This window comes from Streptomyces sp. GESEQ-4, from assembly GCF_017948455.1.
In the GTDB taxonomy this organism is placed as follows: Bacteria; Actinomycetota; Actinomycetes; order Streptomycetales; family Streptomycetaceae; genus Streptomyces.
On record NZ_JAFFSU010000010.1, the window covers coordinates 253,042 to 265,699 of the forward strand.

Consider the following 12,658-nt stretch of genomic DNA (forward strand, 5'->3'; position numbering starts at 1 on the left):
GGGGCCGGATCCGATCGGTAAGGTGTTCGCATGAGTACCGGGGTACGTCGCAGAATGGGCGTCGAGGAGCGGCGGCAGCAGCTGATCGGGGTCGCTCTCGAACTCTTCAGCAACCGCTCGCCCGACGAGGTGTCCATCGACGAGATCGCGTCGGCCGCGGGCATCTCACGGCCGCTGGTCTACCACTACTTCCCCGGCAAACTCAGCCTGTACGAGGCCGCGTTGAGGCGCGCGTCGGACGAACTGGCGGGCCGGTTCGTGGAACCGCGGGAGGGTCCGCTGGGGGACCGGCTGCTGCGGGTGATGCGCCGGTTCTTCGACTTCGTGGAGGACCACGGACCCGGTTTCTCGGCGTTGATGCGCGGCGGCCCGGCGGTCGGCTCGTCGACGACGAACGCGCTCATCGACTCCGTACGGCAGGCCGCGTATGTCCAAATCCTTTCGCATCTGCGCGTAGAGGATCCGCCCGCGCGACTGGAACTGGTCATCCGGTCCTGGATCTCGCTCGCTGAGTCGACAGCCTTGATCTGGCTGGACGGCCGACGCATCCCGCGCGCCGAGCTGGAAGCCCAACTCGTCCACGACTTCGCCGCGTTGGCCGCCGTGAGCGCCGCCTACGACGACGAAATGGGCATGCTGCTACGCCACATACTCAAGGACGAACCAACGGACGGCCCGTTCAGCGACTTGGCCGCCCGGCTCATCACACTGACGTCCTGAGAAGCGCCCCGAAGGGGCGCGGGGAACTGCGCGACCAGCCACGACGGCGCCGCAGCCAACAGACAACCCTAGCTGTCGAACTTCCGGTACGACGGGTCGAGGTCACGCACCTCCGCAGAGGCGTGCAGCACCAAACCCTCCGCAGGCTTCACATACCGCTTCACCAACTCCAGTACCGCTTCGGTGAGTTGAGCCTTAGTCTCATCCGTGCGCCCGGCCAGCAAACCGAGGGCGACATGGACAACCCCGTGCCCGTCGGCGTCGGCACCGACCGTCGTGCCCTCGCTCCGGCGAAACTGCGTCTTGCACGCCGCCGCCTTCGCGGCAGCGATCTCGACCACGGCGGCGTGCAGCGCCTGAGCAAACCCCGCGCGGTCGAAGTCGTCCGCGAGCTGCTCCGAGTAGTCGACGGTGATCTGCGGCATGGGCACTCCTGTTCTGGGTCGGCAAGGCTCACCCTAGCCGCAGCGCCAGCATGGCGATGTCGTCCTCGTGGTCGTGGCCGAAGCAGGCCAGGAGGGTGTCGCACAGGGCGTCCAGGCCCGGCGGGGCGCCCGCGGCGGCCGCGCGGAGCTGTTCCATCGAGGTCTCCAGGTCGATGCCCCGGGTCTCGATCAGGCCGTCGGTGACCATGAGGAGCCGGTCCTCGGGGTCGAGGATCAGCTCGGTCGGCGGCGGGTGGTGCAGACCCACGCCGAGCAGCGGGCCGGACGCCTTGGCGTAGTCCGCGCTGTCGTTGTCCCGGATGATCAGCGGCGGGATGTGGCCCGCGTTGGCGATCCGGGTGCGCCCGGTGCCCGGGTCGATCAGGACCAGGCAGACCGTGGCCGTGACCTCGGGGTGGTAGTGCTGGAGCATCCGGTCGAGGCGCTCGGCGAGCACGGCCGGGTCGCTCTCCTCGACGCAGTAGGCGCGCAGCGCGTGCCGGATCTCGACCATGACCGTGGCCGCGTCCAGCGAGTGCCCGACGACATCGCCGACGGCGGCCAGCATGCCGTCCGCGGTGCTCAGTGCGGCGTAGAAGTCGCCGCCGATCTCGGTCTGCCGGGACGCGGGCACATAGCGGACCTCGACGTCGATGCCCGGCAGCTTGGGCAGCCGGTGCGGCTGGGGCAGGAAGCTGTGCTGGAGGGTGAGGGCGACATGCCGCTCGACCTGGTACATCAGCAGCGGCTCGGCGGCGAGCGCGGTGGCCTGGGCGAGCCGGGCCACCAGGGTCTCGTCGGCCGGGTTCACCCTGTTCATCCCCCGGGTGGGCATGGCCAGACAGACCGCGGCCTTGCCGTCCTGGGTGCGGATCAGCGCCAGCCGGGCGTCGTGCTGCACACCGGGCCGGAAGAACCCGGAGGGCCACAGCGGCGCGGGCACGGTGGTGATCCGTACGCCGTCCTGTCCCCGGGTGAGCCGACGCAGCAGTGCGGCCACGGTCCGGTGGGCGCCCTCGTCCGGCAGTGCGAGGGAGGTGCGGTCCCGGGAGGTGGCGCGGTACAGCTCGTCGTCCGGGCCGAGGACGAAGACGGCGGCGGGCGAGCCGGTGAACCGCGCGGTGCCGTCGGCGGCGGCGTCGGCGAGTTCCTGAAGGGAGCGGGCCGCCTGGATGGTGACGATCGTCTCCGACAACATCATCAGCCGCCTGGCCTGCGCCTGGTCGCCGGCCCGCAGCCGCGCCGCGCGCACCGCGGCCCGGATCACCGCGTCGATCTCCTCCGGCTCGGCGGGCACCGTCACATACGCTTCCCCGCCCACCTCGAGGCTCCGGCAGCGGTCCTCCATGGAGCCGACGGTGGCCGAGAAGTGCACGACGGGCAGGCCGGCCATGTGCGGCCTGGCCTTGATCCGGCGGCACAGTTCGAAGCCGCTCATGTCCGGCAGGTCCACGTCGATCAGGGCGACGTCGGGCAGGATCCCCTTGCGCCGCCGTACGTCCAGTTCGACGAGTGCCGCGTTGCCGGTGGCGACCGAGACGACCTGGTGACCGGCGCGGCGCAGCATGGCGCCCATGGCGTACCGGCTGGCCGCCACGTCGTCGACGACCAGCACGGTGGTGTCGGTTCGCTTGCCGTTGACGTCCATGTGTCAGCCCTTGGGACAGCACCGGTGGGGCAGACCAGGATGCACGGTCTGCCCCACCAAGGTAATGCCCTTATCAGGAAGTCCGGGTAAATACGGCTACGGTCCGCCCCGGAACGGCGAAGGTGCCCGATACCTGCTCGAAGGAGGCCGACTTGGCGATAGGGTCTCCCCCCGTCGCCTGCACCGGATGCAGCCGGTAGCCGGTCCCGGCCGCCGACGCGATCCGCTGCTTGTGCTCCTCGGGCGTCGCGTTGAACACGACGACCAGATCACCGAGCACCATGGTGATCACGCCGGGCGTCTCGTCCTTCCCCGACAGCGGGAAGGAGAGCGCCGACTGCACCTGGCCGGCGGTGTCGAGGGAGAAGGCCTTCTCCGTCGTACGGATCTTCAGCAGATCGCGGTACGCCGCCGACGCCCCCTCGATCTGCTCGCAGCCGACCTTCACGGTGCCCAACAGGGGTTTGGCGTACGGCCACTTGGACTCGTTGTCGGCCGCCATCGGCAGCCCGCGCCCGAAGCCGTTGCCGTCCGCGCAGTTCCAGTGGACGGCGTTGAACCAGTCGCCGCTGTCGTACGAGTTGCGGTCCAGGGACTTGGAGCGCAGCAGGTCGGTGCCCGCCTGGGAAAGCGCCGGGCCCTGCGAGAGGGTGGCCGTGGCCATGGCGAGTACCTGCATCCGGGCCCGGTCGGCCGCGCTGGTCCTGGCGGGCAACTTGAAGGCCAGCGCGTCGAACAGGGACTCGTTGTCGTGCGCGTCGGCATAGGCGAGGGCGTCGCCGGGCGCGTCCGCGTAGCCGGCGGGCGAGCCGTTGTAGTCGACGTCGGCGCCGGTGACCTCCTTGCCGCTGGTGTCGGTGAAGGTGTACCGGGCGAGGTTTCCGCTGAGCCCCACCTTGATCAGGTCCTGGTAGTGCAGCAGACGGGCCTTCTGCTCCTGCGTACTCCCGTTGTTCTGGGAGGAGTTGGGGTCGGTGAACAGCCCGGACGCGAAGCCCTGGACACCGGGGTCCTCGTCGAAGGGCCCGCCGCCGCGTACGGCGTCCCGCGCGCGGTCGGAGAAGGTCGCGATGCCGGTCCCCGCCATGTTCTGTTGCGTGGCCTGCGTGAAGCGCGCGTCGTCGGCGACCTCGCCGAAGTTCCAGCCCTCGCCGTACAGGATGATCTTCTTGCCGTCGACGCCGTCCTTGGCGGGGGTCAGCGCGTCGAGAGCCTTCCTGACCGCCAGGATGTTGGCCTTCGGGTGGTGGCCCATGAGGTCGAAGCGGAAGCCGTCGACCTTGTACTCCTTGGCCCAGGTGACGATCGAGTCGACGACGAGCTTGCCCATCATGGCGTTCTCGGTGGCCGTGTTTGCGCAGCAGGTGCTGTTGGCGACCGAGCCGTCCGCGAGCAGCCGCTGGTAGTAGCCGGGCACGATCCGGTCGAGGACGCTCGTCCCCGCCTGGCCGCTCGCCGCCGTGTGGTTGTAGACGACGTCCATGACGACCCGCAGGCCGTCCTCGTTCAGCGCCTTGACCATCTTGCGGAACTCGACCGTACGGCCGGTGCCGTCCGGGTCGGTGGCGTACGAGCCCTCGGGGACCGTGTAGTGGAAGGGGTCGTAGCCCCAGTTGTAGGCGTCCTTCGCGGCGATCTTCCCGACGCACTCCTGCTGCTTGTCGGAGTCGGCCGGGTAGGAGGCGAGGTCGCAGTCGGTTCTCGCCTGGTCGGATCGCTTCTCCGGGATGGTGGCGATGTCGAAGGCGGGCAGCAGATGGACGTACGACGTCCCGGATCCGGCCAGCCGCTTGAGGTGCCGGGAGCCGTCGCTCTTCTTGTCGGTGAAGGCGAGGTAGGTGCCGGAGTGCTCGGCCGTCCTGTCCTCCACCGAGAAGTCGCGGATGTGCAGCTCCTGGATCTGGGCGTCCTTGAGCGGCACGGCCTTCGGCTTCCTCAGCGACGTCCAGCCGCCGGGGGCGAGGGACTTGTCGGCGAGGTCGACGACGAGGCTGCGCTCGGAGTCGGCGGTGAGGGCGAGTGAGTAGGGGTCGGTGACCTTGTTGGTGACGACCTTCCGGACGCTGGGCGCCCAGACCTTCACGACGTACCGATAGGGCTTGTTCTGCCAGGACTTGGGGCCGCTGACGGACCAGACGCCGGTGGTGTCGTCGCGGTGCATCGGCACGGTGGAGCTGTCGAGTTCTAGTTTCACCGATTGCGCCGTCGGCGCCCAGACGGCCAGCGTGGGACGGCCCTTGGCGAAGGTCGGGCCGAGGTCGGCCGTCGTGGCTCCGGAGTAGAGATCGTCGAGGACGCCGGCGATCTGGGCACCGGTCGCCGCCAGGACCGCCCCGTTCGCCGCCCGTTGGGAGGCTACGAGCTGGCCGCGCAGGGCCTCGCGCACCCGGTCGCGGTCGCGGGAGTCGACGGACCAGGCGGTGTAGTCCTTGAGGTGCGGGAACTTGGCCTTCTGGGCGTCGGTGAGGGTGGACTTGGCCAGTCGCAGCCAGCGCTGGTCGTCGCCGGTCAGGGCGCCGTCCTCGACGGTGATCGAGCCGGTGCGGGAGTACAGGAGCTGGGTGGAGGCAGCAGCCTCGGAGCCGTTCCAGGCGACCGTGTTCCGGTCGATCCAGACCGCCTTGGAGGTGGTCAGGTCGAGCGCGGCAGCGGAGCCGGCCGGCTGCGGGAGGAGGTACTTCTCCTGGCCGTTCAACAGCCACACCTCATGCCCGTTCGCCCTGAGGTCCAGCGACTGGTCGGCGGCGAGGTCCTTCTCGTCGCCCTTGTGGAGGATGTAGCTGAGACTGGTGGCACCCTCGGTGAGCGGCACCTCGAAGACCGCGCCATAGGAATCAGTCTTCACCGGCTTCAGGGGGTTCGACCAGTCGGTGGGGTTCGCGGCCCCCGTCCAGGTGTGCAGGCCCCAGCCGTCGTAGTTCCCGTCGGCGCGGTGGTAGTGCAGGACGGCCTTGGTCTCGTCCTGCGCCGGATACTCGGGCCGCTCGGTCTGTACGGCCTCCTTGCCCTGCTCGATCCAGACCTCGCCGGTCTTGGTGACGTCGATGGTCCGGTCGGCGGAGACGTCCTTGTCGCCGTCCTTGTCGATCACCAGGAAGCCGACACCGGAGGCGCCCGGCTTCAGCTTGACGTAGGCGAAGGCGCCGTACGCGTCCCGGCCGATGAAGGGATGGCTGTCCGGCCAGGTCGTCGACTCACCGTCGGCGAGGTCGCCCCAGGCGTACAGGCCCCAGTTCGCGTAGTCGCCGTCGGTGCGCTTGTAGTGGACGATCGCGTAGTCGCGGGAGGAGGCGGTGGGGGTCTCGGGAGCGGGCGGGGTGCCGGTGGTGGAGGCCGCTGTGGTGCTCGCGGTGCGGCCCGCCGAGTCGATCACAACCGCCTTGTAGCGCAAGGCGGTTCCGGCCGGTACGTCCTTGCCGATGGTCTGGGTGACCTTGTACGGGGCGTGGTCGGCGGAGCCGAGCGTCCGCCACTTGCCGTTGCCGACCTGGGCGGCGAAGACGACGCGGTTGAGCTGTCCGCCGTCGATGTCGGCACCGATCTCTACCGTGCCGGTGGCGCCGGTGGCCGGGGCGTCGAGGGTGATGGCCGGCTTCGAGGCGGGCTTGGCCAGGGGGCCGGCCGCCTTGAGGACGACGGCGGAACCGGCGGGCACGGTGACGGTGAGCTTCTTGTCGGCGTCGCTGGTCAGGGAGGCGTCGCTGCCGTGGATCCCCTTGTACGTCATCCCGGCCGAACCGATCGCGAACGTCGCCGTCTTCGCCGCGTCGGCGTTGTTGAAGGCGACGACGTACTCGGTGCCGGTCTTGGTGTCCGTACGGGAGAAGGCGTAGATCCCGGCGCCGTCGGCCGCGTACCGCTCGGTCTGGACGCCGTCCGTGAGGGCCGGGTTGGCCTTGCGGAGCTTGGCGAGAGCACTGATCTGCCGGTAGAGCGGTGCTCTCGTGTCGTAGGCGTCGCTCGCGTGGGTGCGGTCGGTGCCGAGCTGGTCGTCGTCGAGGTAGTCGGCGGTGGTGGACGCGAACATCGACTGGCGGGCGTCCTTGTCGCCGCCGGAGCCGGTGAAGCCCTGTTCGTCGCCGTAGTAGACGACCGGGTTGCCGCGGCTGAGGAACATCAGCTCGTTGGCGAGCCTGTCCTTGGCGAGCAGTTCGGCGTCGGTGGCCTTCGGGTTGTCCTGGTTCAGGAAGTACCCGATGCGGCCCATGTCGTGGTTGCCGAGGAAGGTGACCTGCTCGTACGCGTTGGCCTTGTCGGTCGTGTACTTGTAGTCGTCGCCGAAGACGGAGGCCAGCTTCCGCGCGCTGCCGCCCTGGGAGGCGTACTGGCGGGCCGCCTCCTGGAAGGGGAAGTCGAGCGTGGAGTCGAGGCGGCCCTGGGTGACGTACGGCGATGTGATGTCGGTGTCGGCCGAGTAGACCTCGCCGAACATGAAGAAGTCGTCGCGGCCCTGCTTCTTCGCGTACGCGTCGAGGGCCGTGGCCCACTGGGTCCAGAACTCCGTGTTGACGTGCTTCACGGTGTCGATGCGGAAGCCGTCGATGCCGAAGTCCCTGACCCAGCGCTGGTAGATCTTCTCCATGCCGCTGACGACCTCGGGACGCTCGGTCCACAGGTCGTCGAGGCCGGAGAAGTCACCGTGGGTCGAGCTCTCACCGGCGAAGGTGGAGTCGCCGCGGTTGTGGTACATCGTCGGGTCGTTGAGCCACGAAGGGACCTTGGCGTTCTTCGTGGCCGCCTTGGGAGTGCGGGGGAAGGAGTCCTCGTCCACGGCCGGGAAGTCCTTCGTGCCGTCCGCGTAGTCGGCGTCGTCGAAGGGTTCGCCGTCCTTCGTCAGGTACGGGAAGGCGCCCTTGGAGAGGTAGTCGTAGGACTTCTCCTCGTAGTCGACGACGTCCGCGGTGTGGTTGGTGATGACGTCGAAGAAGACCTTCATGCCCTTGGCGTGGGCCTTGGAGATGAGGGTCTCCAGGTCCTTGTTGGTGCCGAAGTGCGGGTCGACCTGGGTGAAGTCGGTGATCCAGTAACCGTGGTAGCCGGCCGAGGCGTTGGCGCCGGTGCCCTGGACGGGCCGGTTCTTGAAGATCGGGGCCATCCAGAGGGAGGTGGTGCCCAGGCCCTTGATGTAGTCGAGCTTCTGTGTCAGGCCCTTGAGGTCGCCGCCCTGGTAGAAGCCCTTGTCGGTGGGGTCGTAGCCGGTGGAGAGCCGTGAACCGGTCAGCCCGCCCTTGTCGTTGCCGGTGTCGCCGTTGGCGAAGCGGTCCGGCAGGACGAAGTAGAACTGCTCGCGGGTGAGGTCGTGGCGGGCCGCGGTCTTCGCGAGTGCCGCGTCCGACGGCGGCGGAGGCGGGGTGTCGGCGCGGGCGGCGAGGGGCTGGACGAGCGCTGCGGCCAGCGCGGCGACGGTGACCGCGGCGACCCTTCGAGTGTGCGCGGTGCGGCGCGTCCGGGGCGCCGGCCATCTCGGTATCACAGGCGTGAACTCCTTGCGCGTGCGGCTCATTCGGGTCCGACCCCGGCGCGACCGTATCGCCGACGCAAGGTTTACAGCAAGAGTCGTGAAACAGGCGGCAAGAACTTTCACAGGGCGTCCGGAGCCGGTGATTTCTATTTGGCCGACACGGTTGATGGCTCAAGGAGCACGCTGCAATACTCCAGTCTCCCCACTCTCACAGTCCGTGATCACCACATCCCCCCACAGTGACCCCCACGATATGTTTTCGCAGCTCAGGACGGTCGCGCGCCCGGCATAAAGCAGCAAAGAAGGTGCATTATGTCCCTACACTCCCCGCCAAATGACAGTTTTTACCCACCTCCCCCACCAGGCGTTGAGCCGACAAACCAGCAGTCGATACACAACTCCCCTGAATTCCATTCGATGCGCAGCTCTTACCGCTCCTTCGGCATAGCGGCGACGCTTGTCTCGGTGGGCGGATTCCTCACATATGTCCTGATGTCGAGTTTCGCCGCCGGACTGATGAACCAGTCACTGATCGGGCATCTGACGATCGGGCTGACGCTGGGCCTCGGCCAGTTCGTCCTCATGGGCGTGACGATCTGGCTCTACGTCCGGCACATGCAACGGCGGATCGACCCCGTCACCCACCGCCTGCGGGCCCAGGCGCGGCACATCGCCTCCTCGGGAAGGCGGTCCCGCACGTGGTGACGCAGGCGGCCGGTCAACTGGTGCAGCACGCGGCGGGTGTCACCGACGAGACCACTCAGAAGCTGACGCTCGTCCTGTTCATGTCCGTCGCCGTGGTCACCCTGTTCACGGTGCTGCTGACGGCCCCGCAGCGGGACGAGATCAGCGAGTTCTATCTCGGCAACCGTGACATGTCGCCCTTGCGCAACGGGCTCGCCATGTGCGGTGACTACCTGTCGGCCGCGACGCTGCTGGGCAGTACCGGCATCGTCGCGCTGACCGGCTACGACGGTCTGCTCTATCTGGGCGGCACGGTGGTCGCCTGGATGATGGCGCTGTTCATGATCGCGGAACCGCTGCGCAACTCCGGCAAGTTCACGCTTGGCGACAATCTGGCGCTGCGGCTGTCGCAGGGACAGCGTTCGGTCCGGCTGGCGCTCGTCCTGTGCACCCTGGTCGTGTGCCTGCTGTACCTGGTCGCCCAACTCGTGGGCAGCATCGCCCTGTTGGCGCAGTTCATCGGCACCCCGAGCGGGACGGTCCGGACCATGTGCGTGGTGGTCATCGGCTCCATGGTCGTCGTCTACGCGGCGATCGGCGGTATGCCGGGCGCCACGGTCATCCAGGTGGTCAAGGCCGTGATGCTGGTCGTCGGGGTGGGGGTCACCGCCATCCTGGTGCTGCACCACTTCAGCTGGAACATCGACAAGCTGCTGTCGACCGCCGCCGGCAACAGCGACCTGGGCGACCGCTTCCTCGGCCCCGGACTGCGATACGGCGGGACCACCACCAACAAGCTGGACTTCTTCAGCCTGCAACTGGCCATCGTGCTCGGTCTCGCCGCTCTGCCGCACATCATGATGCGGCTGCTCGCCCCGCGCACCACGCGGGTGCTGCGCGGCTCGGTCGTCTGGGCCGTGGGCCTGATCGGCTTCGTGTGTCTGATGGCGGGCGTGCTGGGCCTGGGCGCCACGGCGATCGTGGGCCGGGGGGAGATCGCGGGCGTCGACCCCAAGGGCGACGCCGCGGTGCTTCTGCTCGGGTACGAACTCGGCGGCCCGATCCTCACCGCGCTCCTGTCCAGCCTGGCCTTTGTCACGCTGCTCGGAGTGGCCGGCGGACTCACCCTCGCCGGGGCCTCCTCGATCGCCCACGACCTCTACGGCGAGGTGATCCGCAAGGGGAAGGCGACGCAGGCGGAAGAGGTGATCGTCGCCCGGCTCGCCGCCGCCGCCATCGGTGTCATGGGCATGATGCTGGCGCTGCTGTCCTGGGGCACCAGCACCGCGACGCTGGCGTTCCTGGCCTTCGCGATCGCGGCGTCCGCCATTCTGCCGACGATCGTCTACAGCCTGTTCTGGCGGCGCTTCACCGCACGCGGCGCCCTGCTGAGCCTGTACGGCGGTCTGACCTGCTCGGTGCTCCTGGTGGTGTTCTCCCCGATCGTCTCCTCCAGCCCCAACTCGATCTACCCCGACACCGACTTCGCCTGGTTCCCGCTGCAGAACCCCGGCATCGTGTCGATCCCGGCGGGCTTCCTGCTGGGCTGGCTCGGCTCCGTGCTGAGCAAGCCCCAGGAACCGCAGGTGTTCGAGGAGTTCGAGGTGCGCGCGCTGGTCGGCGCCGACGAGCGGTGAGTGGTCCGGAGGCCCCTGGCGGCCTCCGGACCGCACCGACCCGCGGTGTTCAGCAGCTCGACCTGCCCGCGTAGATCGCGAGGGCCGTGTCGGCGCCGAGCGTGGCGGTGAACTGCCCACCGGAGTTCACCGTCACGGGCGTCCTGCTCTGCACATCGCAGTAGGTCCCCGCCGGCAGCGACGTCTGATACGTCCGGCTCAGGCTGCCCGACTCGTGGTTGACGGCGACGTAGCCCTTGCTGCCCCGCCCGAAGGCGATCGCGTCGGCGCCGTTGTCCCACCAGTTGGTGACGGCCTCACCGCGGGTGGCGTTGCGGAAGGCCACCATCGACTTGATCTCGGGCCAGTTGTGCTGGCACTTCCAGCCGTCCTGCCAACAGGCGCCTACCGCACCGCCGTTCGGCGGGCCCGCGTCCGTGTCGGAGAACTCGTAGCCGGAGTTGATGTCGGGGGCGCCGTAGGGCCAGGCCAGCATGAAGACGTTGGCCAGCGTGTAGGTGGCGCCGTCCTTGTAGTTGAGTGTGCTGCCGTTGCGCTCGGTGTCGTGGTTGTCGACGAAGACACCGGAGACACCGCTGCTCATATAGCCCCAGCCCTCGCCGTAGTTCTTCAGATAGGCGAGGTTCTCGTTGTTGAAGACACGCTTGAGGTCGTAGGCGTAGCGGAACTCCTGGACGTCCCCGTTGCCGGTGTACTCCGTCGGCTGGACGGCCTCCCCGCTGCCGTGGATGACCTCCTGCTTCCAGTACACCGACGGGTTGCTCAGCCGGGACTTGATGTCGGCGAGGTCGGCGGCCGGCATGTGCTTGGCTGCGTCGACGCGGAAGCCGTCGACGCCGAGCGACAGCAGGTCGTTCATGTAGCCGGCGATGGCGCCGCGGACGTAGGACTCCCCGGTGTCCAGGTCGGCGAGGCCCACCAGTTCGCAGTGCTGAACGTTCCAGCGGTCCTGGTAGTTGGTGATCTGCCCGGTGCAGTCGTCGAAGTCGGGGGACGAGTACAGGCCCGGGTAGGTGTACTTCGTGTACGACGAGCCGCCCGTGCCGGTGCCGCTGCCCGCCGACATGTGGTTGATGACCGTGTCGACGACGACCTTCACCCCGGCCGCGTGGCAGGCGCCGACCATGTTCTGGAAGGCCGCGCGGTCACCGAGCCGACCGGCGATCTTGTAGCTGACGGGCTGGTACGACGTCCACCACTGCGCTCCCTGTATGTGCTCGGCGGGTGGAGAGACCTGGACGAAGCCGTAGCCGGCGGGGCCGAGGGTGCCCGCGCACTCCCTGGCGACCGAGGCGAAGTTCCACTCGAACATCACCGCGGTGACGTCCTTGGTGCCGGGCGGGGAGGCCTGCGCGGGGGTCACGGGGGCCATGACGGCCGCCGTTGTGGCCGCGAGCACGGTCGCGGTGACGGACCATCTCGATATCACAGGCGTCAACTCCTTGCGATGACCGCCAGGCGTCGTTGCCGGGCGCGGGCGTGACGGTACCGCCGCGAAAGTTCTTCAGCAAGAGAGTTGAAAGCCTTAGTAAGTTCTTTCATCCGCAACCAGGGACGCCCTTGCGGGGATGCCAGGAGAGAGGCATCCCCGCAAGGGTCAGGCGGCTACACGGAGGTCACTCCGCCCACTCGGCGCAATGGCTTTCGTGCACCCAACGGTGCGAGCTGATGGAGTTGTTGGCCGAGGCGCCGCTGGTGAAGTCGTTGTCCCTGAGGTCGGAGGCGAAGTGCTCGCTGCGGGCCAGGCAGGTGTAGCCGCCGGTCCAGCCATCGCCGGTTCCGTTGTAGAACTTGACCTCGTAGTCGACGCCCTTGTTGAGGATGGACGACGCCTTGTTGGTGTCGCCGCCCTTGAAACTCTGCGAGTTGTCGCCCCAGTTGACGTCGTTGCCCTCGGCCTTGCCAAGGAACCCGACGCAGTCGAGACCGTCGTAGGCGTACATGTAGCCGGCGTCCGCGTCTCTGTAGCTCTGCTGGCAGATCGGGCCGGCGTGTGCGGCGGAGGCGGGGACGACGGCTCCTAGAGCAGCCATGGCCAGTACGGTCAGGGCGGCGGGCAGTTTCCTCACGGGTACGACTCCTC

Annotated in this window: 8 protein-coding genes; 3 read left to right on the forward strand and 5 right to left on the reverse strand. The window is 68.3% G+C overall.

Going from position 1 to position 12,658, the window contains the following annotated elements:
* Positions 1-30: 30 nt before the first annotated feature.
* Positions 31-720 carry a TetR/AcrR family transcriptional regulator gene (locus KCH48_RS21380; RefSeq protein ID WP_210576262.1) on the forward strand — a complete coding sequence of 230 codons (690 nt, stop codon included), beginning with the start codon at positions 31-33 and terminating at the stop codon, positions 718-720.
* 68 nt (positions 721-788) lie between these two features.
* Here KCH48_RS21380 and KCH48_RS21385 read toward each other — a convergent pair whose 3' ends face one another.
* The 3 genes from KCH48_RS21385 to pulA all read right to left on the reverse strand — a co-directional run bounded on the left by KCH48_RS21385 (position 789) and on the right by pulA (position 8,266).
* Positions 789-1,145 (reverse strand): 5-carboxymethyl-2-hydroxymuconate Delta-isomerase, encoded by a 357-nt coding sequence (locus tag KCH48_RS21385; RefSeq protein ID WP_210576263.1) that lies wholly within the window; start codon positions 1,143-1,145, stop codon positions 789-791.
* 28 nt (positions 1,146-1,173) lie between these two features.
* The gene (locus KCH48_RS21390; RefSeq protein ID WP_210576264.1) at positions 1,174-2,793 is read right to left on the reverse strand and encodes a fused response regulator/phosphatase; all 1,620 of its coding nucleotides are present in this window, start codon (positions 2,791-2,793) and stop codon (positions 1,174-1,176) included.
* 73 nt (positions 2,794-2,866) lie between these two features.
* Positions 2,867-8,266, reverse strand: coding sequence for a pullulanase-type alpha-1,6-glucosidase (pulA, locus tag KCH48_RS21395; protein WP_210576317.1), 5,400 nt, complete (start codon positions 8,264-8,266; stop codon positions 2,867-2,869).
* A 405-nt stretch (positions 8,267-8,671) separates the two neighbouring features.
* On the opposite strand from pulA, the gene KCH48_RS21400 reads away from it, so the two are divergent.
* Both KCH48_RS21400 and KCH48_RS21405 read left to right on the forward strand, forming a co-directional pair.
* Complete coding sequence (locus KCH48_RS21400) at positions 8,672-8,959, forward strand: DUF485 domain-containing protein (RefSeq protein ID WP_246885613.1); 288 nt, start codon at positions 8,672-8,674, stop codon at positions 8,957-8,959.
* An 80-nt stretch (positions 8,960-9,039) separates the two neighbouring features.
* Positions 9,040-10,575, forward strand: coding sequence for a cation acetate symporter (locus KCH48_RS21405; RefSeq protein ID WP_210576318.1), 1,536 nt, complete (start codon positions 9,040-9,042; stop codon positions 10,573-10,575).
* Between the two features lie 49 nt (positions 10,576-10,624).
* On the opposite strand, the gene KCH48_RS21410 is transcribed toward KCH48_RS21405, so the two are convergent.
* Together KCH48_RS21410 and KCH48_RS21415 are read right to left on the reverse strand one after the other, a co-directional pair.
* Positions 10,625-11,947 carry an alpha-amylase family protein gene (locus KCH48_RS21410; protein WP_210576319.1) on the reverse strand — a complete coding sequence of 441 codons (1,323 nt, stop codon included), beginning with the start codon at positions 11,945-11,947 and terminating at the stop codon, positions 10,625-10,627.
* A 244-nt stretch (positions 11,948-12,191) separates the two neighbouring features.
* Positions 12,192-12,644, reverse strand: a complete 453-nt coding sequence (locus tag KCH48_RS21415) for a hypothetical protein (RefSeq protein WP_210576266.1) — start codon at positions 12,642-12,644, stop codon at positions 12,192-12,194.
* Between the last annotated feature and the right edge of the window lie 14 nt (positions 12,645-12,658).

Excerpts from the sequence above, each read along its gene's own strand:
- KCH48_RS21380 (WP_210576262.1), top strand. The coding sequence starts at position 31 with ATGAGTACCGGGGTACGTCGCAGAATGGGCGTCGAGGAGCGGCGGCAG.
- KCH48_RS21385 (WP_210576263.1), bottom strand. The coding sequence starts at position 1,145 with ATGCCGCAGATCACCGTCGACTACTCGGAGCAGCTCGCGGACGACTTC.
- KCH48_RS21390 (WP_210576264.1), bottom strand. The coding sequence starts at position 2,793 with ATGGACGTCAACGGCAAGCGAACCGACACCACCGTGCTGGTCGTCGAC.
- KCH48_RS21400 (WP_246885613.1), top strand. The coding sequence starts at position 8,672 with ATGCGCAGCTCTTACCGCTCCTTCGGCATAGCGGCGACGCTTGTCTCG.
- KCH48_RS21405 (WP_210576318.1), top strand. The coding sequence starts at position 9,040 with ATGTCCGTCGCCGTGGTCACCCTGTTCACGGTGCTGCTGACGGCCCCG.
- KCH48_RS21410 (WP_210576319.1), bottom strand. The coding sequence starts at position 11,947 with ATGGCCCCCGTGACCCCCGCGCAGGCCTCCCCGCCCGGCACCAAGGAC.